Raw genomic sequence first — 24310 nt, 5'->3', positions numbered from 1 at the left:
TGGCGCCGATGCGGCTCGCGGCGCGCGACTGGCTGGCCCTGATCCGGCCGGGCGACTACCTCGTGCTGCTGCTCGCCGCAGTGCTGGTCGGCATGCTCGGGCGGCATTTCTGGCGTGGCGGCGAGGCGGATCGTGCGGAAATCCGCGCCGCCGGCAAGCTGTTTGCGACGGTGCCCTTATCTGCGCCGCAGGTGATTACGGTGCCGGGCCCGCTCGGCCTGACGAAGATCGAAGTCGACATCGGCCGTGCGCGCGTTGCGAGCGATCCGGGGCCGCGCCAGTACTGTGTGCGGCAGGGCTGGCTCAGCACCGCTGGCGCAGTCGCGATCTGCGCGCCCAACGAGGTCACGCTTGCCTTGCTGGCGCGCCAACCTGCCTATGACTCGCTCGGTTATTGAACTACGGCCCGATGCGTCGGACATCCGCGTGGCGCGTTTTGCCACCGCGGCGATCGTGCTGTCGCTGGCCGAAGCGGCGATCCCGCTGCCGCTGCCGGGCGTTAAGCCGGGCCTGGGCAACATCGTCGTGCTGATCGTGCTGTGGCGTTGGGGCTGGCGCGATGCGGCTTGGGTCGCGCTGCTTCGGGTGTTTGCCGCAAGCCTGCTGCTCGGCCAGTTTCTCGCGCCTGGATTCTTCCTTGGCCTCAGCGGCGCCCTGGCAAGCCTTTGCGCACTGGGTGGTGCGGTGCATCTGCCGCGCCGCTGGTTCGGCCCGGTCACCGCGAGCCTGCTCGCCGCATTTGCACACATCGGCGCGCAACTGGTGGTGGCGCGGCTGTGGCTCGTGCCGCACGACGGCGTGTTTGCGCTGGCGCCGATCTTTGCGCTGGCGGCGCTCGTCTTTGGCCTGATCAATGGTCTCGTCGCCGCCCGCATGTTGGCCGAGCTGGAGGCCACCGGCGCGCCGACCTGAGCCGGCGCAGGCGCTCACCATACCGCTTTGCTTGCGCGGCGCCGCTAATCGTTCGCGGTTGTCACACGATTCCCGTACACTCCGCAGTCCCTCCAGCCTGCCGGCGTAGTGAAGATGGCAGAAGTCCACGAAACCCCGCATCACAGCGACGACGTACAGCAGCACCTCCGTGAGGTGCAGGCGGCGCTCGCACGTCACAAGGTTGTCGAGGAGCTGGTGCATCGGCAGGAAATGCCCAAGCACGAGCTCGTCGAGAACCTGGTGCACAAGCAGCACCTTGCCGAGCTCGCAACGCGTCTCGACAAGCTCCATCCGGCGGACATCGCCTACATCCTCGAAGCGCTGCCGCTCGACGAACGTCTCGAAGTCTGGGATCTGGTCAAGGCCGAGCGCGACGGCGAGATCCTGCTCGAAGTCTCGGATGCGGTTCGTGAATCGCTGATCGAGACGATGGACCAGGCCGAGCTGGTGGCTGCGGCCGAACAGCTCGATGCCGACGAACTCGCCGACCTTGCGCCTGACCTGCCCAAGCAGGTCATGGAGGATGTCTATCTCGGCCTCGATGCCGAGGCGCGCGAGCAGTTGCGTGCTGCGATGTCCTACCCGGAGGATTCGGTCGGCGCGCTGATGGACTTCGACATGGTCACCGTGCGCGAAGACGTCAGCCTCGAAGCGGTGCTGCGCTACCTGCGCCGCTTCGACGAACTGCCTGATCACACTGATCTGCTCTTCGTGATCGACCGCAAGGAGCGCCTGCGCGGCGTGCTGCCGGTGGGGCGCCTGCTGATCAACGATCCGGACGTCGTCGTCAGCGACATCATGCTGACCGAGCACCTCACGCTGGAGCCGGGCGACTCGGCCGACGAGGCGGCGATGGCCTTCGAACGTTACGACCTGGTGTCGGCGCCGGTGGTCGACTCGCACCACCGCCTGCTCGGCCGCCTCACCGTGGCTTCGGTGCTCGATTTCGTGCGCGAGTCGTCGGAAGCCGAGCTGCTCGGGCAGGCCGGCCTGAAAGAAGAAGAAGACATCTTTGCGCCGATCGTCGACTCGGTGAAAAACCGCTGGCGCTGGCTGGCGATCAACCTGGTCACCGCCTTCATCGCCTCGCGCGTGATCGGCGCCTTCGAAGGCTCGATCCAGAAGCTCGTCGCGCTGGCCGCGCTGATGCCGATCGTCGCCGGTATCGGGGGTAACTCGGGCAACCAGACGATCACGATGATCGTGCGCGCCATCGCGATGGGGCAGGTTGCGGCGGAACACGGCAAGCGCCTCTTCCGCAAGGAAATCGGCGTCGCGCTGTTCAACGGCATCGTGTGGGGTGGGCTGCTCGGCCTCGCGGCAATCCTGCTCTATCGCGATATCAAGCTGGGCATGGTGCTGACCGCGGCGATGACGCTCAACCTGCTGCTCGCTGCATTCATGGGCGTCGCGATCCCGATGACCCTGATGCGCTTCGGCAAGGATCCGGCGGTGGGCTCTTCGGTGCTGATCACGGCTGTGACCGACTCGGGCGGCTTTCTGATCTTCCTCGGGCTGGCGACGCTGATTCTGCTGTAGCCCTGTGGCCTACGCGTCGCTGCCTCAATCGCGCGGTGGCGCTTGCTTGAGGATGCGCTGGTAGCTGCCGTTCTCGACCAGGCGTGCCCAGGCGCTGCGCAGCTTGTCCAGCGTTTCGCGTGGGGTGGCCGGGTTGGCGGCCAGGTAGAGCGTGAGCTTCATGCCGAGCGCCACGGTCGGCTCGAACTGGCTGCAATCCAGTTGCTCGGCGCGGCAGTAGGCTTCCAGGCTGCCCGTGGCGATCGGTGCGTAGTCGACACGGCCCAGGCTGAGCAGCCGCATGGCCTGCCGGTTGTCGGTGGTTTCGATCAGTTCGGTCTGGGGCGCGAAGCCCTGTTGCTGCAGATAGATTTGACGCGCATCGCGCGGCACCACGGCGATCGTGTGTCCGCGCAGATCCGCCAGCACTTGCGGATGCAGATCGGTGCGGCGCTTGAGTTTGTAGAGTCTGTGCTCGAGCGTGCCAAGCGGTCCGATCCATTGAAACGCCGCCTCGCGCTCGGCGGTGCGCCCGATCGGATAGACCAGTACGGCATTCTGCGTGGCGGCGGTCTGCATCACTGCGTTCCAGGCGCGCAGATCGAGCCGGTATTCGAGCCCGGCCTCCTTCAGCAAGGCTTCGATGAATTCGGTCGAGCTGCCAACCACGCGGCCGTCGCGCAGGCTGCTATGCGGTTGAAGTTCCTCGGTCATCACCAGCAGTTCGCCGGCAAGGGCGCGCGTAGCCGATAGCGTGGCGACAAGCGATGCGGCGGCGACAAGCATTCGGACAAAGGCTTTGGCAGGCATGGCCACTCCGGCAGTCTGTTGGGCTTGAGTCTAGGCCCAGTCGCAAAATCCGGCGAGAGGCAGCGACAGTCAGGCCGCAGCGGTGCGCAGCACCGGCGCCTCGCGGATCGGCAGGTTCACCAGCGCCGCTGCGCCCGCCAGCGCGATATCGGCGTACCACATCGCGTCGTAACTGCCGAGGCGGGTAATCGCAATGCCACCTAGCCATGCGCCGAGAAAGCCGCCGATCTGGTGCGACAGCAAGGTCAAGCCGAACAGCGTGGCCAGATAGCGGTGGCCGAACAGCTTGCCGACCACCGCGGCGGTGGGTGGTACGGTCGCGAGCCAGGTCAGGCCCAGCCCGGCGGCGAACAGGTAGAAGGTCAGCGGCGTTTTCGGCGCGATCAGATAGAGCGCGACCAGCAGCGCGCGCGAGCCGTACATCCAGAACAGCACGTATTTGCTGCGCATGCGCTGCACTGCCCAGCCAGCGGCAAGGCTGCCGAAGATGTTGGCCAGCCCGATGATCGCCAGCGACCAGCTCGCCACATTGCCCGGCAGGCCGCACAGCTGCACTTCACCCGGCAGGTGGGTGACGAGGAAGGCGATGTGGAAGCCGCAGGTGAAGAAGCCGGCGTGCAGCAGCAGGTAGCTGCGGTCGCCCATCGCATCGCCAATCGCCGCGCGCAGGCCGCGGTCGGCTGGTGCGTGCGGTGCGGCAGGCTGTTGCGGCGCATTGCGATCGCCGACCAGAGGCCGGATCAGCGGCAGCGCCGCGAGCGAGATCAGCGCGAGCGAGAACATCGCGCCCATCCAGCCAAAGCCGCCGATCAGGCGCTGCACCAGCGGCGCGAACACGAACTGGCCGAAGGAGCCGCCGGCGTTGATGATGCCGGAGGCCATGCCGCGTTTCTCCATCGGCAGCTTGCGGGCGGCGGCGCCGATCAGCACCGAGAAGCTGCCCGCACCGGCGCCTGCGGCCGTCAGCACACCGATCGCGAGCGACAGCCCGAAGGCGGACTGCATCAAGGGTGTCAGTGCGAGTCCGACGGCCATCAGGAAGGTGCCGCCGACCAGCACGCGGCCCGGTCCCCAGCGGTCTGCGATGGCGCCCGCAACCGGCTGCGCCGCACCCCACATGAACTGGCCAATCGCCATGGCGAAGCTGATCGTGACGACACCCAGGCCGGTCGCGCTGTTGATCGGCGACACGAAGAGCCCCATCGACTGCCGTGCGCCCATCGTGATCATCAGGATCGCGGCCGCGGCGAGGGTGACGGTCCACCAGGTGCGTGCTTGGGTCGGGGTCAGCATGGCGGCTCCGTTCAGGGAAGGCGGCGATTATCGGGGCCGCGCCGTGCGGCCGCCATCCGTACCGATACGGAGGCGACAATGCCGCCCCCGTTCGCGTCGATCAGCCGAGTGTGGCGAACACCGCGTCAGCAGCGGCGATCGTTGCCGCAACGTCGGCTTCGGTATGCGCCGCCGACACGAAACCGGCTTCGAACGAGGCCGGCGCGAAGTAGTGGCCGGCATCCAGCATGCCGTGGAAGAAGCGGTTGAAACGCGCTTTGTCGCAGGCCATCACCTGATCATAGGTGCTCGGCCGCGCGTCGGTGAAGTAGAGGCCGAACATGCCGCCGACCGCCTGGGCACAGAAGGCGACACCGTGCTGCTTCGCCGCCGCGGCAAGGCCGTCGGTGAGCTGCTTCGTGCGCGCCGCGAGGTTCTCGTAAAAGCCCGGCGCGCTGATCAGGCGCAGGGTTTCGAGGCCCGCAGCCACCGCCACCGGGCTGCCTGACAAGGTGCCCGCCTGATACACCGCGCCAAGCGGTGAAATCTTTTCCATGATCTCGCGCCGGCCGCCGAAGGCGCCCACCGGCATGCCGCCGCCGATCACCTTGCCCAGCGTCACCAGATCCGCATCGATGCCGAACAGGCCTTGCGCGCCCTTCGGGCCGACGCGGAAGCCAGTCATCACCTCGTCGAAGATCAGGATGCTGCCGTGCTTGGTGCACAGCGCGCGCAGCGCGTCGAGGAAGGCGCGGCTGGGCATCACGAGGTTCATGTTGCCGACCACCGGTTCGAGGATCACGGTGGCGATCTCGCCGCCGCGGCTGGCGAACACTTCTTCCAGTGCGGCGACGTCGTTGTAGGGCAGCACGATGGTGTGCTTGGCGAAATCCGCCGGCACGCCGCCCGAGGACGGGTTGCCGAAGGTCAGCAGGCCCGAGCCGGCCTTCACCAGCAGGCTGTCAGCGTGGCCGTGGTAGCAGCCTTCGAACTTCACGATCGCGTCGCGACCGGTGAAACCGCGCGCGAGCCGGATCGCGCTCATCGTTGCCTCGGTGCCCGACGACACCAGCCGCACCATGTCGAGGTTGGGCACCAGGCGGCACAGGGTTTCCGCCATCTCGACCTCGATCTCGGTCGGTGCGCCGAACGAGAGCCCCAGCGCTGCCTTCTCCTGCACCGCGCGGATCACGTCCGGGTGGGCGTGGCCGAGGATCGCCGGGCCCCAGGAGCCGACATAGTCGATGTACTCCTTGCCGTTGGCGTCCCACAGCCGGCTGCCCTGGGCGCGGGCAAAGAAACGCGGCGTGCCGCCGACGTTGCGGAAGGCGCGAACGGGCGAATTGACGCCGCCGGGGATGCTGCGTTGGGCGCGGTCGAAGAGCTCTTGATTGCGATCGGTCATGGTTGGGACTCGGGAATGCGATTTCGAGGCCGGCGATTGTCTCACCGCCGGGCGCTCGCGTCCCGTGCCGATCAGTGGCTGGCGAACAGTGCGGTGTACGCTGCAGCGCGCTCGCGCGGCGCGGCGGATTCGTAAAGATCGCTGATTACCGCGAGCAGGTCGGCGCCCGCGGCGACCAGCGCGCCGGCGTTCTTTGCGGTGATGCCGCCAATGCAGGCCACCGGCTTGCCGAACGCACGCGCTGCGCCGAGCAGCGACATCGGTGCGGGCGGCGCATGGGGTTTGGTTGGCGACGCGAACATCGCGCCGAAGGCGACGTAGTCGGCGCCGCCCTCCGCCGCATCGCGCGCACGGTCGAGATCGGCATAGCACGACACGCCGATGATCGCGGTGGCACCAAGCCGGGCGCGCGCGGCGGCCAGTTCGCCATCGTCGCGGCCGATGTGGGCGCCGTCCGCGCCAATTGCGGCAGCAAGTGCCACATCGTCGTTGATCAGCAGCGGCACGGTGTAGCGCTGGCACAGCGCCAGCAGCGCGGTGGCCTGCGCGAGTGCGAGCGCCGAGTCGGCGAGCTTGTTGCGGTACTGCAGAAGCACCGCGCCGCCAGCGAGAATGGATTCGGTTGTCGCCAGCAGGCGAGCCGTATCGGTCCAGTCCGGCGTGATCGCGTATAGCCCGCGGCGCAAACGAGTCATGGCTGGCCCCCGAGCGGGCGATGCGGAATCCGCCGCCCCATGCCGAGCTGCTGTGCATTGGCGAGCGTCTGCCAGACATAGGCCTGCGCGCTCCGCGCGGCATCGGACAAGGCCTCGCCGCGCGCCAACCTTGCCGCAATGGCCGCCGAGAGGGTGATGCCGGCGCCGAGGTAACTCCCCGGCAGGCGTTCCCATGCATCGGTCCGCACCACGCCTCGGATGCCGTAGAGCGTGTTGATGACTTGCGCGGTGGGCTCGTGACTGCCGGTGATCAGCACATGCTCACAGCCCGAATCGAGCAGGATCTGCGCACATTCGGCGAGCGAGCGGCCGGCTGGCCCGTCGCTTTCCTGTTCGTCGGCCAGCAAACGCGCTTCGATGCTGTTGGGAATGAACAGCGCGCACTGCGGCAACAAAAGTTCACAAAGTGCGCCGATCAGGTCTTCATCGATCTGGCCATCATCGCGGCCACCGTAAAGGTCCGGGTCCAGCACGACCGGCACACTCGGATAGTCGGCCACCAGCGCCGCGACCATCGCGGCGGTTCGCGCGTCCGCCAGCGTGCCGACGTGGAAGGCCGAAACCGGCAGATCTTCAAGCACGGCGCGCGCTTGCTCGTCGATCAGCTCGGCCTCGACCGGCCAGAAACGCTCCACGTTGCGTGTGTCGCGCACGCTCAAACCGGTCGTTACGCAAGCGGCATGCGCGCCGGCTGCCGCGATCGAAAGCGCAGCACCAACGTTGCCGCCACCCCCGGAAGGGTCGCTGCAAGCGAGGCTCAACACGACTGGAAGTGCCGTGGCGTGGGGCGGGGAGGGCATTGGGGGACGGCGGGCGGGGCCGCGAAATGCGGTAAGATCGTGAAATCTTAAATGAATTTCATAAAGAAATGAGTTTGTCAGCCGATACCCCGATGCGTACCTGGATGTGCCTGATTTGCGGCTTCATCTACGACGAAGCGCAGGGCCTGCCCGACGAGGGCATTGCACCGGGCACGCGCTGGGAAGATGTCCCGCCGAACTGGACCTGCCCCGAATGCGAAGCGCGCAAGGATGATTTTGAACTCGTCGAAATCTGAGCAAGAAACAGCGCCGAAGCCGGCGCTGCTGGCGTTTTGCGGTGCCGCGCGGGTAATTTCAGTTATATTCACGCGTCACATCGACAATTCCAACAATACGGGCATGAACTGCGGAGGTATGCGTCTTGGCTGATGCTTCGACCCTCAACGGCGTGAAGGTGATGGTCATCGACGACTCGAACACCATCCGGCGCAGCGCAGAGATCTTCCTCGCCCAAGCCGGCTGTCACGTGCTGCTCGCCGAAGACGGCTTTGATGCCCTGGCGAAGATCGCCGACCATCATCCCGACATCGTCTTTGTTGACATCATGATGCCGCGGCTCGATGGCTATCAGACCTGCGCGCTGATCAAGAAGAACCCCAAGTTTTCCGGTACCCCGGTGATCATGCTGTCGTCCAAGGACGGTCTGTTTGACCGTGCGCGTGGCCGCATGGTCGGGTCCAACGAGTATTTAACGAAACCCTTTACCAAGGACAGCCTGCTCAAGGCGGTAGCCGCACACGCCGGCCGCGCCTGACCCCGCTGAGCAAACAAGGAGCACCCATGCCGATCAAAAAGATTCTCATCGTTGATGATTCGCCCACCGACCGTTTTGCCTTGATGGAGTACCTCGTCAAGCAAGGCTACAACGTCGTCACCGCTGAAGATGGCGCCGATGGCGTGCAGAAGGCGAAGGCTGAACTCCCCGATCTGATCCTGATGGACGTCGTGATGCCTGGCATCAACGGCTACCAGGCCACTCGTACGATCTCGCGCGAAGATACGACGCGCCATATCCCGATCTTCATGTGCACCTCGAAGGATCAGGAAACCGACAAGATCTGGGGCATGCGCCAGGGTGCCAACGATTACCTGACCAAACCGCTCGATCTCGATCTGCTGCTCGAAAAGATCAAGGCCCTGGGCTGAAAGCGGAGCGGCGAGCATGGCCAAGCGCATCAGTCTGAGAGAGTTCCAGCAGGATCTTTCGAACCGTCTCGCCGGCACCAAGAACGCACCGGCCAAGCCCGCCCTGCTGGCGGTGCTCGCCGGCGGCGAGGGCTGGCTGGTCGATCTTGCCGATACTGGCGAAATCCTGGCCGTTCCACCGATCGCGCCTGTTCCGCTGACGCAGGACTGGTTCCGCGGGTTGGCCAACGTTCGCGGCAATCTTTTCAGCGTCGTCGATTTCCCGGCGTTCCTCGGTTTGTCCCAGGTCGTAACCGGCAGCGAATCGCGTTTACTGCTGGTGGGCTCACGGCTCGGTGTGAATACCGCCTTGCTCGTCTCCCGCGCGATCGGTCTGCGCAACCCTGACGATTTCGATGTCGACCCGCGCTTCCACGACCCCCGTCCTTGGGTCGCGGGCGGGCTGCGTGATAGCCAGGATCGCCTCTGGAAGCGCCTGTCGGTGCGGCAACTACTCGCCGAACCGCGCTTCCTTGATGCGGCCAACGTGAATCACTGACCGCACAGCCCCTGAATACCCAAACGCTCACAACAACATAACGTCCGCACCTCGGAGTACCTGCATGGCCCTCAAACTGTTCGGCCGCACTCTCGGCCAGAAGCGCCCCGGCGCAGAGCTGTCCGGCGACAGCACGATCATGGAAGACACAGTGATGGAGGCCAAGGCAGGCGCTGCCGCGGCCTCTGGACTGTCCCGACTGCCGCTGCTTGGCGGCAAGACGGTCGCCGAGCAGCTGCGTCTGCTGGGCATCCTGTTCGGTCTCTTCACGCTGATCGCGGTGGGCCTCACGGCATGGCAGCTGCGTAGCGCCGGATTCGGCACCGCCTACGTGTCGGCGGCTGGTCAGATGCGCACCCTGTCGCAGCGTCTCGCGAAAGCGGCGCAGCAGGCACTGCAAGGTAACCCGGGCGCCTTCACGGAATTGAAGGACAGCCGTGAGCGTTTCGAGCAACTGCTTGGCGCGGTGAGCAATGGCGGTTCGGTCGACGGCACTTCGGTACCGGCCAGCGGCCGCAGCGTGCGTGAAGAGCTCGACGGCGTGACCAAGCTCTGGGAAAAGACCAACAAGGACGCCCAACAGCTGATCAGCCAGCAAAAGAACCTCTCCACCCTCGGTGCGGCGGTGACGACGATCAACTCGGAAAACCCGAAGCTGCTCGACTTGTCCGAGCAGGTCGCCGCATTGAAGCTGCAGACCGGCGCGAATGCGCGCGAGATCGCGACCGCGAACCAGGTCGTGATGCTGACGCAGCGTATGGCGAAGAACGCCAACGCGCTGCTCGTTGCTGACGCGATCGACCCGGAAGTGGCCTTCCTGCTGGGCAAGGACGCCAACACTTTCCGCGAGCTGGTCGAGATTCTTGAGAACATGACGCCGGACTCCGACCGCGACATGAAGAACAAGATCGGCGCGTTGCGCGAAGCGGGCGAAGAACACCTGCAGGGTGTTCAAAGCATCCTTGGCAACATCCAGCTGCTGGTGCAGGCGAAGCGTGCCGGTAGCCAGATCTTCAACGATTCGTCCAAGCTGCTGACCGCCACCGACGCGCTGGCGACCGGCTACAACAAGGCCTACGTCGGATTCACCGCGCTGACCGCGCTGATCATCCTGTTCGCGGCGCTGGCGCTGGTGACCCTCGCGCTGCTCGCGAAGGTCTACAACGACGACCTGAAGATGCGCCAGACCGAAGCGGAGCGTCAGCGTGCGCAGGCGGAAGGCGAAAAGAACGCCACCCAGCAGGCCATTCTGCGTCTGATGAACGAGATGGGCGACTTGGCGGATGGTGACTTGACGGTGCGTGCGACGGTTACCGAAGACATCACCGGCGCGATTGCGGACTCGGTTAACTACACGATTGAAGAACTCTCGGTTCTGGTACGCCGCCTGAACGACGCAGCAGGCCGCGTGACGGCAGCAACCGAATCCGCGAAGCAAACCTCGGATGAGCTGATCGACGCCGCTGAAAAGCAGTCGCGCGAGATTCAGCAGGCCGGCTCGCAGGTGACGGAGATGGCGCGCCAGATGACCGACGTGTCGGGCAACGCGCTGCAATCCGCCCAGGTTGCCCGCCGCTCGCTGGATGCAGCGCGTAAGGGTCAGGACGCGGTGCAGAACACGATCAAGGGTATGAACGAAATCCGTGAGCAGATCCAGGAAACTTCGAAGCGGATCAAGCGCCTTGGCGAAAGCTCGCAGGAGATCGGTGAAATCGTGGAACTGATTTCGGACATTACCGAACAGACCAACGTGCTCGCGCTGAACGCCGCAATTCAGGCTGCATCAGCCGGTGAAGCCGGTCGCGGCTTCACGGTGGTTGCGGAAGAAGTGCAGCGCCTCGCGGAACGTTCCGCGGAAGCAACCAAGCAGATCGCGGCGATCGTGAAGACGATTCAGACCGATACGCAGGATGCTGTGGCCGCTATGGAAAACTCGACCCGTGGTGTGGTCGATGGGGCCAAGCTGTCCGACGCCGCAGGTCAGGCGCTGTCCGAGATCGGTGACGTGTCGGTAGAAGTGGCCTCGCTGGTTGAAAAGATCTCGTCCGACACGCAGAAACAGGCAAACGTCGCGACCGAGGTGGCAGGCACCATGCGCGACATTCAGAGCCTGAACGAACAAACCACCCGCGGTACGCAACAGACCGCCGTCTCGATTGGCCAGCTCGCCGACCTCGCGGTCGAACTCAAGGGCTCGGTTTCCGGCTTCAAGGTGTAAGACCCGCAGGGAAAGACGCTGACGATGAATTCCGAGATGGAACTCGACATCGCCCCGCTGACTTGGGTCCGGGGCGAGATCGACGCTGCCCTGGCCCGGGCACAGGATGCTTTGACCAAGGTGGAAGCGGGCGAGGACCGCAGCGAACAGCTGCGCTTTGCCCAGAACCATGTCCACCAGGTCCAGGGGGCGCTCTCCGTCGTCGGTCTCGACGGCGTGACACAGTTTGCCGAGGCGCTCGATGCGCTGCTGGCCTCGCTCGCGGGGGGGCAGATCGAATTTGGCGATACGCATGCGCCGCTGCTGCGCCGTGCGCTGATCGCACTCGGCAACTATCTTGCGGAGCTGCAGGACGGCGCGCCGCATCAGCCGCTGCGCCTCTACCCGCTCTACGCGGAGATCGCCGAGGCCCGCGGCATCGAGGTCCCGGGACAGAGCGAACTGTTCTTCCCGAATCTGGCCGTGCGGCCATCGCAGGATTCGCACGTCAACCTAGATCCGGTGATCGCAGCCAAAGAGTTGCGCACGGCCCGCGCGCGTTTCGAGAAAGGCCTGCTGTCCTGGCTGCGCGAACCCGCGTCGGACAGCGGCCCGCGCCTGATGCTTGTTGCGATCCAGCGGATTGCAGAAATCAATCCGGCTCCTGGTGCGCAGGGCTTCTGGTGGGCATCGATTGCGTTCTTCGAGGGCTTGGCCCAGCGCGCGATCGCCGCAGACCGCGATGCGCAGCGCCTGTGCCGGCGAATCGACACGCAGATGCGCCGCCTGCTCGAAGGCTCGCATGTTGTGGCCGAGCGTCTTGTGCGCGACGTGCTGTTCCATGTGGCCAACGCGAGCATCAATACCGAGCATGCGCGTGCGGTGCGCAGCGCGTTCCGTCTTGATGCCTTGCTGCCCGCCGCAGCTGACGCGCGCATCGCAGAAACGCCCTTGGCGCCGGTGCAGCGCGCATTGCGCGAAGCGATCGAGAACGCCAAGGAGTCGTGGAACAAATTCGCGGCAGGGTCCGCCGTTGGTCTGCCGCAGTTGCAGGAGAACCTGGCCGCCGCGCGCGCGCCGTTGCAGACCCTGCATCAGCCCGCTGTTGCGCGGCTGGTTGAGGCGCTGCATGGCACCGCAGCGTGGTTGCGCAAGGATCCGCTGAAGTCGAACGACGACCTGTCGATGGATGTCGCGACGGCTTTGCTGATCGCCGAGCAGGCGGTTGATGCCGCCTCTGCGCCCAGCCAGGATCTGCTGCAACGCCAGGTCGATGCGCTGGTTGCGCGCCTTGCCGCGCGAGAGGCCGGCCGCGATCCGGGCGAACTCGACGAACAGCTGTTCGGCGATAGCTCGCGACGTGCGCAGGAGCGCTTGTTCTTCAACCAGCTGGCGCGTGAGATTCAGACCAGCTTGGGCCAGGTCGAGCAGACGCTGGACACGTATTTCCGCAATCCGTCTAACAGCGCCGCGCTGGCCGCGCTGTCGGCCCCGCTCAAGCAGGTCGAGGGTGCATTCTCGATGCTTGGCGAGACCGACGCCGCCAAGCTGGTCGCAGAGAACGCCGCGCGTGTTGCGGCGCTCGGTGGCGAAGAGCCGGTTGCCCCCGAAGTTTGCGAACAGATCGCGCATGAGTTCTCTGCGCTGGGCTTCTTTGTCGAGGCCCTGCGTTTCGGCCCGGCGCGGCTTGAGAAATTCCTCGCCCCGCAGGGTGGGGCTGTAGCGCCCGAAGCACCGGCTACGATCGAAGCGGAAGTGCGCCAGCAAAGCCGCGAGACGCAGCAGCTGATCCAGCAATTGGCGGAAGCGCCTGCCGATCAGAAGGTGCGCGAGGAACTCAAGCAGAACCTCGAAACCCTGCGCGAAGACGCAGCGTTGCTGGCCGACACCAAGCTCGAACAGCAGGCTCGGGAAGCGCTCGCGGCGTTGAAGACGGGCGATGACTCTGCGAAGGTGCAGGAAGTTGTCGCCGCTATCGCCCCGGCTGCGGCACCGGAGCCTTCGGCCGATGCGGCTCGCCTGATCTCCGCCAGCGAAGACGAGGTCGACGCCGAACTGCTCGCGATCTTCCTGGAAGAAGCGCACGAGGTGCTGGAGACGATCCGCTCGCACCGCGAGGCGGCCTCGCTTGATCCGCACAACCACGAAAACATCGTCACGATTCGCCGCGGCTTCCATACCCTCAAGGGTTCGAGCCGGATGGTCGGCCTCAACGACTTCTCCGACGCGGCCAAGGCGGTGGAATTTTCGCTCAACCGCTGGTTGCAGCAGGAGCGTGACGCGACTCAGCCCTTCCTTGATCTCGTCGCCAACGCCCATGTGCTCTTCGGCGCCTGGGTGACGCAACTGGAAGCGGGTGGCAGCACATGGCGTGACGCAAGTGCTTTGGTCGCCCAGACCGAGGCGCTTGATGCGCTGATGGAAGGCGTCTCGCCCGAAGTCTCGACCGCCGCCCCTGTGGCGCCGGTGGAAGTACCTGCGGCGGCGCCCGCGCCCGCTGCGCCCGAGGCCGACCTGGATCTCGAGCTTGAGTTCGACAGTGCCGAGCCCGAGATTGATCTTGCCTCGACCTTGCTCGCCCCGGTGCAGGACTCGGTTGCCGAAGAAGAGCCGGAAACCGTTGATCTGACCGCCACCCTGCTCGCACCGTTCGACGATGCAGTCAGTGCCGCCGAGCCCGCGAAGCCATTGATGGCTGAGCTGGATGAACTCAAGGCGGAGGCGGTTGAGCAAGAAGAAGTCTTCGATCTCACCGCCAGCCTGACCGGACCGGAAGATCTCGCGTCGCTGAGTTTCGAGTCCGAGCCGGAAGAGCTCGTCGAGCCGCCAATGATGGCGCCGATTGCGCCGTCGCCCGCGCCGACGAGCGAAGCGACGCTCGATTTCGATCTGGCCGAAGTGTCGCTGACCGACGAAGAGGCACTGCCTTCCCACTCCGGCGAGGAAGAAGTCGATCTGACGGCGACGCTGCTCGCGCCGCTGGAAATGCGCGAGGCTTTCCTTAACGCGCATGACGAACCTGCGCCTGCCGAGGAAGTGCCGAGCCTGCCGACGCTCGACCTCGATCTGGAACCGGAGCCCGAACCCGAAGAGGTGCTTGAGGCTCAAGCGCCGGTTGAGCTCGCCCCGGAACCAGAACCCGCGGCCGCCGCACCGATCGAGATTCCGGAGATCGTGTCAGTCGAGCCGCTCGAGGCGGATCTGGCGCTCGAGTCGCTGCAGGATGTCGTGCTTGAGCCGGTTCCTGAGCTCGTGCCCGACGCCGAGCTGGTTGAAACCGCTGCTCCGGTGGAATTTGCGGCGGCCGATGAGGCTGCCCCAATCGAACTCGAAATGCCGGAGCTGCTGCCGGTCGAGGAAGGCACGGACGAGGCCAGCCTTGCAGAGCTTGAAGCGCTCGACGCCGTCGCCGAGATTGAAGAGGTGGTCGACACCGCTGTGCCGGCCGAGCTGATCGAGCCGGTTGATCTCGCGCTTGAGCCCACCGGGTCCGACGCGCAAGAGCTGGACGAGCTGGATGCCATCGATGACGCCGTCGCGTCGGGCGATCTGACCCTGGAAGAGCCCGAGGCGCCGCCGCCCGAGCCGGACACCGTGCGGATCGGCGACACCGAGATTTCGCGCCAGCTCTTCGAGCTCTACATCGCCGAGGCGCACCAGCACGTCGCTACGTTGCGCGAAGAACTGCCGCGCTTCCAGCACAACCCGGTGCTGGTGCCGCAAGAGCCTGTGATTCGTGCAGCACACACGCTGGGTGGCATTTCCGGCACTGCCCGCATCGATTCGATCCGCACGCTGGCCAAGGCGCTCGAACACGCGCTTGCTCGTCTGCATCTCGCCGAACAGGCGCCGACGCCGGATCAGGCCGATCTATTCCGCTTGAGCGGCGAACGCCTGCAGGCCATGGTGGCCGAGGTGGACGCGCGGCAGATGCCGCTCGCAACGCCCGAACTGGACGATGCGCTGGAGCGTGTCGTGGCGCATGCCGAGCCGGAGGTCGTGGAAGAGACGCTTGAGGCGGTGGATCTCGCCACGCTGACCGAGACTGAAGAGCCGACCGTCGATGCCGAACACGAGGCCTCGTTCGACGAGACCCTGGTGCCGGCCGAAGCCGCTGCGCTCGAAGAGCCGGTCACCGTGGCCGAGGAGGCGCCGCTTGCTGCGCTGCCCGAAGCGCACGAAGCGGTGTTCGAGGCTGAAGAGGCCCCGATCGTTGCGGCCGTCGAGGCGCCCGAGCCCGAACGCGCGGTGGTGCACGACGATCTCGACGAACAGCTGTTGCCGATCTTCTTCGAAGAAGCCGAAGAATTGATGCGCGACCTCGCCACCGAGGCCCGCAAGCTGCATAACCCGGCTGAAGCCGAAGAGGGCGCTCAGGCGTTTGCACGCCTGTTGCATACCCTCAAGGGCAGCGCCCGGATGGCCGGCGCGATGACGCTCGGCGAGTTCGTGCATGGCATCGAGAACCGCTTGCTGCACGCACGCGCTGCCGGTGTGGACGGCACGCAGCTCGCCGACGACATGGAAAGCGGCCTCGACGCAGTGGGTCACATGGTTCAGCGCATGCAGCGCGGCGAACCTGCGCAGGCGCCAGTCCACGCTGCCGTGAGCGCCGCACCTGCGGCAGACGCCCAGGCGCCGGATACGACGGTCGCCACGGCTGCGCCCGCAGCGCCGAAGCCGGCCGCGCCCGCGATGGTCAGCGTGGAGGAGGCGGAAGCGCAGGCTGGGCCGCGTGCAACGCTGCGTGTGCGCTCCGACATGGTCGACCGCTTCGTCAACGAGGCCGGCGAAATCTCGATTGCACGTACACGTATCGAAGGCGAACTGCGCACGCTGCGCCGCTCGCTGCTGGATCTGACGGAAAACGTGATTCGTCTGCGCAACCAGCTGCGCGAAGTTGAAATCGCGGCCGAAACGCAGATGCAGGCGCGCGTTGCGCAGGCCGAACATCAGCATGCCGACTTCGATCCGCTCGAATTCGACCGCTTCACCCGCTTCCAGGAACTGACGCGGATGATGGCCGAGTCGGTCGGTGACGTGACGACGATCCAGCAGAACTTGCTGAAGAACCTCGACGCCGCCGATACCGCGCTGCATGCGCAGGGCCGCTTGTCGCGTGACCTTCAGCAAGCGCTGATGGGCGTGCGAATGGTGCCGTTCGACGAACTCTCCGATCGCCTCTACCGCGTCGTGCGGCAGACCGCGAAGGAACTCGGCAAGCGCGCCAACCTCGACATCCGCGGCGGCACCATCGAAATCGACCGTGGTGTGCTGGACAAGATGACGGCCCCGATCGAGCACTTGCTGCGCAACGCGGTGGCGCACGGTCTGGAAACGCCGGAACAGCGTCGCGCTGCGAACAAGCCGGAAATCGGCCAGATCACGCTGACGATCACCCAGCGCAGCAACGAAGTTGCGATCGAGCTGGCGGACGACGGACGTGGTCTGGACTTTGACGGTATTCGCCGACGCGCCGAGTCGAAGGGCTTCCTCACCGCGGGTGAGAACGCCTCCGACGCGCGACTGACCCAATTCATCTTTGAGCCGGGTTTCACCACCGCCGAGAAGGTGTCCGAGGTTGCGGGCCGCGGCGTCGGCATGGACGTGGTGAAGAGCGAAACCACCGGTGTTGGCGGCCGTATCGACGTTGGCTCAGTCGCTGGCCAGGGGGCACGCTTCCTGATCCACTTGCCGCTGACGCTCGCCGTGACGCAAGCCTTGCTGGTGCGTTCGGGCGAACGCACCTACGCGATCCCGTCGAACATGGTCGAGCAGGTGCTTGAGCTCAAGCAGGACGCGCTGGACGAACTGCGCACCAATGGTTTCGCGACCTGGAAGGATCAGCGTTATCCGTTCTTCTATCTCCCGCGCGTGTTGGGCGATCGCAAGTCGCAACCGGCTGCCGGCCGCTTCCACTGGGTGCTGCTGCTGCGAGTCGGTACCGACGCAATCGCGCTGTATATCGACGAACTGCGTGGCAACCAGGAAGTTGTGGTCAAGAACGCCGGGCCGCAGTTCACGCGTCTGCAGGGCTTCTCGGGCGCTACGGTGCTGGCCGACGGCGAGATCTCGCTGATCATCAACCCGGTGGTGCTGGCCGACCTGCTGCAATCCGCGACGGCGCATGCCGAGGCGGCCGCCGCTGCGGGCGAACCGGTGGCGCCGCCGCCGGTCGATACGTCCTACGTGCCGACGGTGATGGTGGTCGACGATTCGCTGACGGTGCGCAAGATCACCAGCCGCCTGCTCGAACGCGAAGGCTATCGCGTCGTGACGGCGAAGGATGGTGTCGATGCGCTGGAGCAGTTGGTCGAGACGATGCCGGACGTGATGCTGCTCGATATCGAGATGCCGCGTATGGATGGCTACGATCTGACGCGCAACATCCGCGCCGACGATCGCCTGCGTCCGCTGCCGATCATCATGATCACGTCGCGCATGGCGGACAAGCATCGCAACTACGCGTTCGAGATCGGGGTGAATCACTACCTCGGCAAGCCGTACAACGAAGAAGAGCTGCTCGGCCTGATCAAGGATTTCGTCAAGCGCTGAACGCCGCAGTCCTGAAACGAGAAACCCCGCTACGGCGGGGTTTCTTTTTTCTGACTGACGAGGGATCGCGCGATGCGCGCCTAGTCGGTTTCGCTCGTCTTGACGAGCTTGAAGCGCTGCAGCGTGCGCTCTCGCGCTTGAGCGTGATCGACCAGCGGTGGCGGATAGTCACGTCCGATGACGCATGCGTGCGCAGCCTGTTCGAGCGGGCTCATCAACCAGGGCGCATGGATCCAGCGCGTCGGCACATCTGCGAGTTCAGGCAGATAGCGCCGAATGAAGCGCCCGTCCGGATCGAAGCGTTCCGACTGGGTCACCGGGTTGAAGATGCGGAACCAGGGCTGTGCGTCGCAGCCTGTTGAGGCGGCCCATTGCCAGCCACCGTTGTTGGCTGCGAGGTCGTAGTCATTGAGCTTCTCGGCAAAGTAGCGTTCGCCACGCAGCCAGTGAATGCCGAGGTCCTTCGTCAGGAAGCTTGCGACCACCATGCGCAGCCGATTGTGCATCCAGCCCGTCTGGTTCAACTGACGCATCGCGGCGTCGACCAGTGGATAGCCGGTGCGCGCCTCGCACCATGCCTCGAACATGCGTTCGGCGTCGGGGCCTTCTTCCCAGCGCACCGCGTCGAATTCAGGGCGGAAGCTGCGCGCCACGACGTCCGGCCGGTGCCATAGCACCTGCTGATAGAAGTCCCGCCAGATCAGTTCGTTAAGCCAGGTTTCGGCACCCTTGCCTGGTGTATCGAATGCCGCGCGCGCGAGTTCGCGGATCGAGATCGTGCCAAATCTCAGGTGTGTCGAGAGGTAGGACACGCCCTTCACGGCCGGGAAGTCGCGCGCCCGGTCGTAGTCGCCCATGCGTGAGCGAAAGTCCTGCCACAGCGCGCGGGCGCCGGACATGCCACAGGGCATCGCGAGTTGAGCCAGGTTGCTGGGCTCAAACCCGAGCTCCACGAGGCTGGGAATTCGCCTGTCGTCCTTGGGCGCGCGCAGCTTAGCGGCGTAGCGTTCGACCGGGTACGCCTGCAGGAAGAACGGCGTCAGCTGGCGTCGCCACGCGTTGCGGTACGGTGTGAATACCGAGAATGGGCGTCCGGCGCCGGTCAGCACCTCGCTCTTCTCGAATATCACCTGATCCTTGAAGGTGTGGAACGCCACGCCGGCCGCGCCGAGCGCACCGCGGACCGCGTCGTCGCGTGCGAGGGCCGCGGGTTCGTAATCGTGGTTGGCGTACACCGCGCTCGCCCCGAGTTGCAGCGCGAGCGCCGGCAACGCCTCGCGCGCGGAGCCATGCAGCACGATCAAACCGCCGCCGCGCGCGCGCAGTGCGGTATCGAGCTCGACAACGCTGGCGTGGATGAACTCGACCCGGCGATCCTGGCGACACGGCAAGGCATCGAGAATCTCGCGATCGAACACGAAGCTGCAGTACACCTGTGTATGCGCCTTGAGGGCGTGGTAGAGCGCAGCGTGATCGTTGTCGCGCAGATCGCGACGGAACCAGACGAGGGCGATGGACATGGTGGCCAGCGGAGCGAACGGATGAGAATGACAGCTGCCCGGTGCGCAAGTTCAGTGCGCACCGCAGCGCCTGCGCATGAAGCCTAGCGCGGCGCCCGCACCGGCGCGCGCGGTTCCGATTGGGATGCGCCGCCGCCGGGTGCGTGCTCGCGCGTTGTGTCGTCGTCCGGGTAGCTCAGTGTGAACTCGCGGCGATCCCACACCACCCCTTCGGGCGAGCGCAACTCAAGGCGGTAGTGCCCGGCCGGCGGCGCCCACAGGATCGTTGCCCCCTCGCCGATCAGCTCGTCGTCGGCCCACCAGCGCGCGTCCGGCGTGGCTGGCGCGCTCTCCAGTACAAGCGCTTCGCCGCTGCGCAAGAGCGCGCCGGTGCTGGTGCCCTCGGGCGTCACGATCTTGTGCGCGAGCGTGCTGTCGCGGCCGGGCGCCACCGACAGCGACACTTCCGTGCCGCGCAGGAACCATTCCCGACGCGCCGGTTCCACCGGCGGATCAAAAGCGACAACACCGAGGACGACGCCGGAGGGTGTTCGCGGCGCGCGCGACGGCGGATTGCCCAGATGGTGCTGGATCGCCGCGATGGCTCGTGCCGCCAGTCGGGCGGGCTGCTCGGCGCCACTGCCGCTGCCGGCGACTTGCACCGCGATCAAATACCGCTCGCCGGCATGCATCGCAATCGCGATGTCGCGCGTGGGATCGCTCATCCGCCACACCGCCTGCCAGCCACCGTCCGGCCGCTGCAGCTCACTGGCAGCCCCTTTCTGCGTCGGATCGGCCAGCCAGTCCGCGATAATGTAGGCGGTGTCATTGCGCCACAGCCGGCGTGCAGCCGCCGCCGTGCTGTCCGCCTGCCAGCGCGCCGCCTGCCAGTTGCCGCCCGCGACGAAGGGCCGGAAGGCTTGCGCGGCCTGCAACAGGGTCAGTTCGGGAGACGCCGCGCTGTCCTTGGGCAGTTCCAGGCCTGCCTGCCGCAGTCGCTCTGCGGGAGGCTCCGCCATCGCGAGCATCGCCGCTTGGCTGCCGGATTCGGGCTGCTGCAGCGCCACGCGCATGCTGCGCCAGGGCGATTCCCCTTCGCTGCTGTTCGGGAGCAGGCTGGCCCCGGTGACCAAACGCCGTTCGATCAGATTCGCTGCGCTGAACGGGAGCCAGAGTGCCGATTGCACGCTGCGCACCGTGGTGACGGCATCGGGACTGAGCGGATCCAGGCCGCCGACCCATGCGCGCACGCTTGCGTCATTTACGTCGAGGACGAGTACCGCAGCACTGCTGACGCGTTGCGCGGCGCCTTGCAGTGCGTCACGCAGGCCGCTGCTGGCGGCTTGCTGGGCCGCGGCGTCCAGCGTTGTGGTGACGCGTTCGCCGCCTGCATGAAGTACCCGGCGCGCCAGATGCGGCGCCAGCGTGAAGCGCGGCCGATTGCGTGGCGTGTCGAGCCGCGGCGCGAGCTCGTACAGCCTAGGGCACAGGTTGCCGACGCCCATCTTCTTCGCGCGGGCGCAGGCCCGGCGAGCGGTGCGTTCGGCGCGCCCGTTCGGGCTCGGCAGCAGCGCGGTGATCAGCAGGGCTTCCGGCCGATCCAGCGCCGCGGGTGATTTGCCGAACAGCACGGCGCTGGCGGCATGCACGCCTTCAAGATCGCCCCGGAATGGCGCGAGGTTCAGATAAGCCTCAAGGATCTGTGCCTTGCTCCAGTGGGCTTCCAGTTCCTGGGCTGCGAGTCCCTGGTCCCACTTCTGGCCGACGCTTCGACGCGCGCCGGGCGCCGCGGGAATCGCGATGGCCGGGTCGAGCAGACCGGCGAGCTGCATCGTCAGCGTTGAGCCACCGCGCTTGTTGTCATGCAGCAGGTTGTGCCACAGCGAGCCGACGAAGGCGCGCCAGTCGACGCCCTCGTGTTCGTAGAAGCGGTGGTCTTCGGCGGCAATCAGGGCTTCGCGCAGCGCGGGTGAGAACTGCGCCAGTGGCACCCAGTCGAAGCGCCGGCGTGTCAGGTCGAAGCGGATGTCGGCGAGCGGTTCGCCATTCCGATCCAGCAAGAGCGCGTCGGAGGGGTGGTAGGCCGCACGCACCTGCTCAAAGCTTGGCAGTTGAGCGGCGGCGCTGCCGCTTGCCAAAGCGGCAGCCAGGACAACGCGGCGCAGCGCTTGCAACATGCCCTAGTCGAGATCCTTTGCGACGGCCGCGATGCGCGCCTCACGCACGCGGCGGGGGATCTCGCTCTTCTCCTGGCACTGCTTGGCCACCGCACCGGCATCAACCGCACGCGCACGCTCCAGCGCAGCGGCGATGCGCCCCAATTGCACCTTGGGCACCAGATGTGCGGCGCAGGCGAGCAGGTCGGCAAATCGCCGCGGGCGCCGCCAGGCGTCACAGCGGTCGAACAGCGCGATCAAGGTCGCCGCATCGAGCGTTGCGGTCTTCTCGAACACCTGCTGTTCGCACCACAGCAATTCGGCCAGCTCGCGCGGATCCGTCGGTACGCGCAAATCGATGCACAGGGCTTCGAGTGATGCCACGCTGTCGAGCGCAGCAGCGAGCAGCGCGAATCGGGCATCGAGGCCAAGTTCGCCGGCATGGTCTAGGCGCCGTCCGATCAGGCGCCGTTCCGCCTCCCAGGCGTGGTTGAGGGCAGGAGCCAAACGCGCGAGCGCGCCGCAGTCGTGCAGCAGCGCGAACATGCGCGAGGGGGCGGTCGCCAAGAGGCCGCGTGAGATCTCCTGCCATACGCGCTCGGCGACCAGGTGGTCGACTTCGCCGGCCTCCACCATCTCGCGCATCAGCGCCAGGGTCTCGTCCGCCACCGTGAAATCCGGGAAGCGCGCCGCGAAGCGTGCAATCCGCAGGATGCGCACAGGGTCTTCCGCGAAGGCGGGGCTGACATGGCGTAGCACTCGGGCGGCAAGGTCGCGCTGGCCGCCGCAGGGGTCGATCAGTGTGCCGTCCTCATCGCGTGCCATCGCGTTGATCGTGAGGTCGCGGCGTTTCAGATCCTCTTCCAGCGAGACATCGGGCGAGGCATGGAAGACGAAGCCGTGGTAGCCGGGCGCGGTCTTCCGCTCGGTGCGCGCGAGCGCATATTCTTCCTGCGTCTTCGGATGCAGGAACACCGGGAAATCCTTGCCCACCGGTCGGAAGCCCTGCGCGAGCATCTCGTCGGGCGTGGCGCCAACCACCACCCAGTCACGGTCAGCCCCCGGCAGCCCGAGCAGGGCGTCGCGCACTGCGCCACCGACCACGTAGGCGCGCATCAGTCCGGCAACTCGTCGGCAGGCACGACCTCGCTCTCGGCCAGCGCCGCGGCCTGCCACTCGCGCATCGCGGGGTGCGCCAGCATCGTTGCGAGGTAGGCGCCGGCTTCGCCGCTGGGCTCCACGCCGTAGCTCTGGAAGCGGAAGCAGACTGGCGCGAACATCGCGTCGGCGGCGGTGAAGCTGCCGAACAGGTAAGGGCCGTTGCGGCCATAGCGCTTGCGGCAATCGAGCCAGATCGCAATCACGCGTGCGATGTCGGCCTCTGACGCCGGTGTGCGGCCACGCCCCGGCAGCTGGCGGCGGATATTCATCGGCATCTGGCTGCGCAGCGCCGGGAAGCCCGAATGCATCTCGGCGGACACGGCTCGGGCGTGGGCGCGTGCGGCGGCGGTGGCCGGCCACAGCTGCGGAAAACGCTCGGCGAGGGTTTCGATGATGGCCAAGGAATCCCACACCGTAAGCGTGTCGTCGATCAGGCAGGGCACGCGGCCCGAGGGCGAGTGCTCGAGGATGCGCTCTCGGGTGTCGGGCTGATCCAGCAGCACGCGCACTTCCTCAAAGGGTTGGCCGACGGCACGTAGAGCCAGCCAGGCGCGCAGCGACCAGGACGAGTAGTTCTTGTTGGCGATGACCAGTTTCATAGGGCGAACTCCGGATTACGGGGCGCGACGGGGCTGGGTGCGCAGGCGTGCATAGCGCCCGCGTTGCGTGCGTTTGCCGAGCCAGGCCGGCGCTACAGCGTCGAGTGCGGTGGGCGTCAAGCCAAAGGGCTGTGCGGCGCCGCTTGCCACGTTGTCGCGATCCATCGAGCGAACGTTGTCTGGGCTCATCAGCCCGCCCGGCAGCCACGACAGTACGGTCGCCTGAAGCATCGCAAGGCTGCGCGGCAGCGGCACGATCAACGGGCGATGGCCGCCGAGGCGCGCGGCGTAGTCCACAAGCTGGGCGAGCGTCCAGACATCCGGCCCGGCGATTTCGTAGGTGCCGCCAATGCCGAAATCCTGATCGATCGCTGCCAGAATCGCGCGGCTGACATCGCCCACGTACACCGGCTGGAAGCGCGCGCCCGCGCCGCCGAGCGGAATCACCGGGAAGCTGCTGGCGAGCCCGGCAAAGAGGTTCAGGAAGCGATCTTCCGGCCCGAACACGACCGAGGGGCGGAAGATCGTCCAGCGCAGCGCGTCGCCCGCATCGCGGATCGCGGCCTCGCCGTCCGCCTTGGAGCGCAGGTACTCGGACGGGCCGTCGTGCGCAGCGCCAAGTGCGCTGACATGGATCAGGCGTTGCACGCCCGCTTCCCGGGCGGCGGCGACGATGCGCCGTGGTAATTCCACATGCGCCTGCGCAAAGGCCGCACCATAGGGCTTGCCCGACGGCGAGTGCAGCACGCCGACCAGATTCACCACCGCGTCGACATCGCGCATCAGGCGTCGCAGCGTCTCTGCATCAAACACATCCGCCGACACCACTTCCGATGAAGGCAGCACCAGCAACGGGCCACAGGGGGCCAGACGCCGTGTTGGCACCCGCACCGCGATGCCGCGCGCTGCGAGTCGGTTGGCGAGATGGCGGCCGAGGAAACCCGTGCCGCCGATGATCAGTACACGTTTGGGTTGCATGAGGTC

Annotated in this window: 19 protein-coding genes; 9 read left to right on the top strand and 10 right to left on the bottom strand. The window is 66.2% G+C overall.

Going from position 1 to position 24310, the window contains the following annotated elements; all coding sequences use genetic code 11:
• Positions 1–8: 8 nt before the first annotated feature.
• From JY500_RS20465 to mgtE, 3 genes are all read left to right on the top strand, one after another.
• Entirely contained in the window at positions 9–398 is a 390-nt protein-coding gene (locus JY500_RS20465) for a NusG domain II-containing protein (RefSeq protein ID WP_172202435.1), read from the top strand.
• Entirely contained in the window at positions 379–912 is a 534-nt protein-coding gene (locus JY500_RS20460) for a Gx transporter family protein (RefSeq protein WP_206254406.1), read from the top strand. The genes JY500_RS20465 and JY500_RS20460 overlap by 20 nt, the downstream gene beginning before the upstream one ends.
• 114 nt (positions 913–1026) lie before the next feature.
• Positions 1027–2472, top strand: coding sequence for a magnesium transporter (gene mgtE, locus JY500_RS20455; RefSeq protein WP_172202437.1), 1446 nt, complete (start codon positions 1027–1029; stop codon positions 2470–2472).
• A gap of 24 nt (positions 2473–2496) precedes the next feature.
• Here the strand turns inward: mgtE and JY500_RS20450 are convergent, their stop codons facing one another.
• From JY500_RS20450 to thiD, 5 genes are all read right to left on the bottom strand, one after another.
• Positions 2497–3261, bottom strand: a complete 765-nt coding sequence (locus tag JY500_RS20450; RefSeq protein WP_206254405.1) for a substrate-binding periplasmic protein — start codon at positions 3259–3261, stop codon at positions 2497–2499.
• A gap of 69 nt (positions 3262–3330) precedes the next feature.
• A complete protein-coding gene (locus JY500_RS20445) occupies positions 3331–4554 on the bottom strand; it encodes an MFS transporter (protein WP_206254404.1) in 1224 nt (407 codons plus the stop codon).
• Positions 4555–4654: 100 nt separating this feature from the next.
• The gene (hemL, locus tag JY500_RS20440) at positions 4655–5938 is read right to left on the bottom strand and encodes a glutamate-1-semialdehyde 2,1-aminomutase (protein WP_206254403.1); all 1284 of its coding nucleotides are present in this window, start codon (positions 5936–5938) and stop codon (positions 4655–4657) included.
• 71 nt (positions 5939–6009) lie between these two features.
• Complete coding sequence (gene thiE, locus JY500_RS20435; RefSeq protein WP_206254402.1) at positions 6010–6633, bottom strand: thiamine phosphate synthase; 624 nt, start codon at positions 6631–6633, stop codon at positions 6010–6012.
• The gene (gene thiD / locus JY500_RS20430) at positions 6630–7454 is read right to left on the bottom strand and encodes a bifunctional hydroxymethylpyrimidine kinase/phosphomethylpyrimidine kinase (protein ID WP_206254401.1); all 825 of its coding nucleotides are present in this window, start codon (positions 7452–7454) and stop codon (positions 6630–6632) included. Before thiD ends, thiE begins: the two co-directional genes overlap by 4 nt.
• 104 nt (positions 7455–7558) lie before the next feature.
• On the opposite strand from thiD, the gene JY500_RS20425 reads away from it, so the two are divergent.
• The 6 genes from JY500_RS20425 (at position 7559) to JY500_RS20400 (ending at position 17911) form a co-directional block, all read left to right on the top strand.
• A complete protein-coding gene (locus JY500_RS20425; protein ID WP_206256560.1) occupies positions 7559–7711 on the top strand; it encodes a rubredoxin in 153 nt (50 codons plus the stop codon).
• Positions 7712–7872: 161 nt separating this feature from the next.
• On the top strand, positions 7873–8229 hold the full coding sequence (locus tag JY500_RS20420; protein ID WP_172202666.1) for a response regulator: 357 nt from the start codon (positions 7873–7875) through the stop codon (positions 8227–8229).
• Positions 8230–8255: 26 nt separating this feature from the next.
• Positions 8256–8621 (top strand): response regulator transcription factor, encoded by a 366-nt coding sequence (locus JY500_RS20415; protein ID WP_172202444.1) that lies wholly within the window; start codon positions 8256–8258, stop codon positions 8619–8621.
• 16 nt (positions 8622–8637) lie between these two features.
• Positions 8638–9159 (top strand): chemotaxis protein CheW, encoded by a 522-nt coding sequence (locus JY500_RS20410; RefSeq protein ID WP_172202445.1) that lies wholly within the window; start codon positions 8638–8640, stop codon positions 9157–9159.
• 64 nt (positions 9160–9223) lie between these two features.
• A complete protein-coding gene (locus JY500_RS20405) occupies positions 9224–11377 on the top strand; it encodes a methyl-accepting chemotaxis protein (protein WP_172202446.1) in 2154 nt (717 codons plus the stop codon).
• Positions 11378–11401: 24 nt separating this feature from the next.
• Positions 11402–17911 carry a hybrid sensor histidine kinase/response regulator gene (locus JY500_RS20400; RefSeq protein WP_206254400.1) on the top strand — a complete coding sequence of 2170 codons (6510 nt, stop codon included), beginning with the start codon at positions 11402–11404 and terminating at the stop codon, positions 17909–17911.
• 80 nt (positions 17912–17991) lie between these two features.
• Here the strand turns inward: JY500_RS20400 and JY500_RS20395 are convergent, their stop codons facing one another.
• The 5 genes from JY500_RS20395 to JY500_RS20375 form a co-directional block, all read right to left on the bottom strand.
• Complete coding sequence (locus JY500_RS20395; protein ID WP_206254399.1) at positions 17992–19431, bottom strand: cryptochrome/photolyase family protein; 1440 nt, start codon at positions 19429–19431, stop codon at positions 17992–17994.
• A gap of 83 nt (positions 19432–19514) precedes the next feature.
• Complete coding sequence (locus tag JY500_RS20390) at positions 19515–21587, bottom strand: transglycosylase domain-containing protein (RefSeq protein WP_206254398.1); 2073 nt, start codon at positions 21585–21587, stop codon at positions 19515–19517.
• Positions 21588–21590: 3 nt separating this feature from the next.
• On the bottom strand, positions 21591–22682 hold the full coding sequence (locus JY500_RS20385) for a tRNA nucleotidyltransferase/poly(A) polymerase-related protein (RefSeq protein ID WP_206254397.1): 1092 nt from the start codon (positions 22680–22682) through the stop codon (positions 21591–21593).
• Complete coding sequence (locus JY500_RS20380; RefSeq protein ID WP_172202451.1) at positions 22682–23326, bottom strand: glutathione S-transferase family protein; 645 nt, start codon at positions 23324–23326, stop codon at positions 22682–22684. The genes JY500_RS20385 and JY500_RS20380 overlap by 1 nt, the downstream gene beginning before the upstream one ends.
• A gap of 15 nt (positions 23327–23341) precedes the next feature.
• Positions 23342–24304 carry a complex I NDUFA9 subunit family protein gene (locus JY500_RS20375; RefSeq protein WP_206254396.1) on the bottom strand — a complete coding sequence of 321 codons (963 nt, stop codon included), beginning with the start codon at positions 24302–24304 and terminating at the stop codon, positions 23342–23344.
• Between the last annotated feature and the right edge of the window lie 6 nt (positions 24305–24310).

This window comes from Niveibacterium microcysteis (genome assembly GCF_017161445.1).
GTDB classification, from domain to species: Bacteria; Pseudomonadota; Gammaproteobacteria; order Burkholderiales; family Rhodocyclaceae; genus Niveibacterium; species Niveibacterium microcysteis.
The sequence above is the reverse complement of the archived record's forward strand: the minus strand, read 5'-3'. Positions and strand labels throughout refer to the sequence as shown.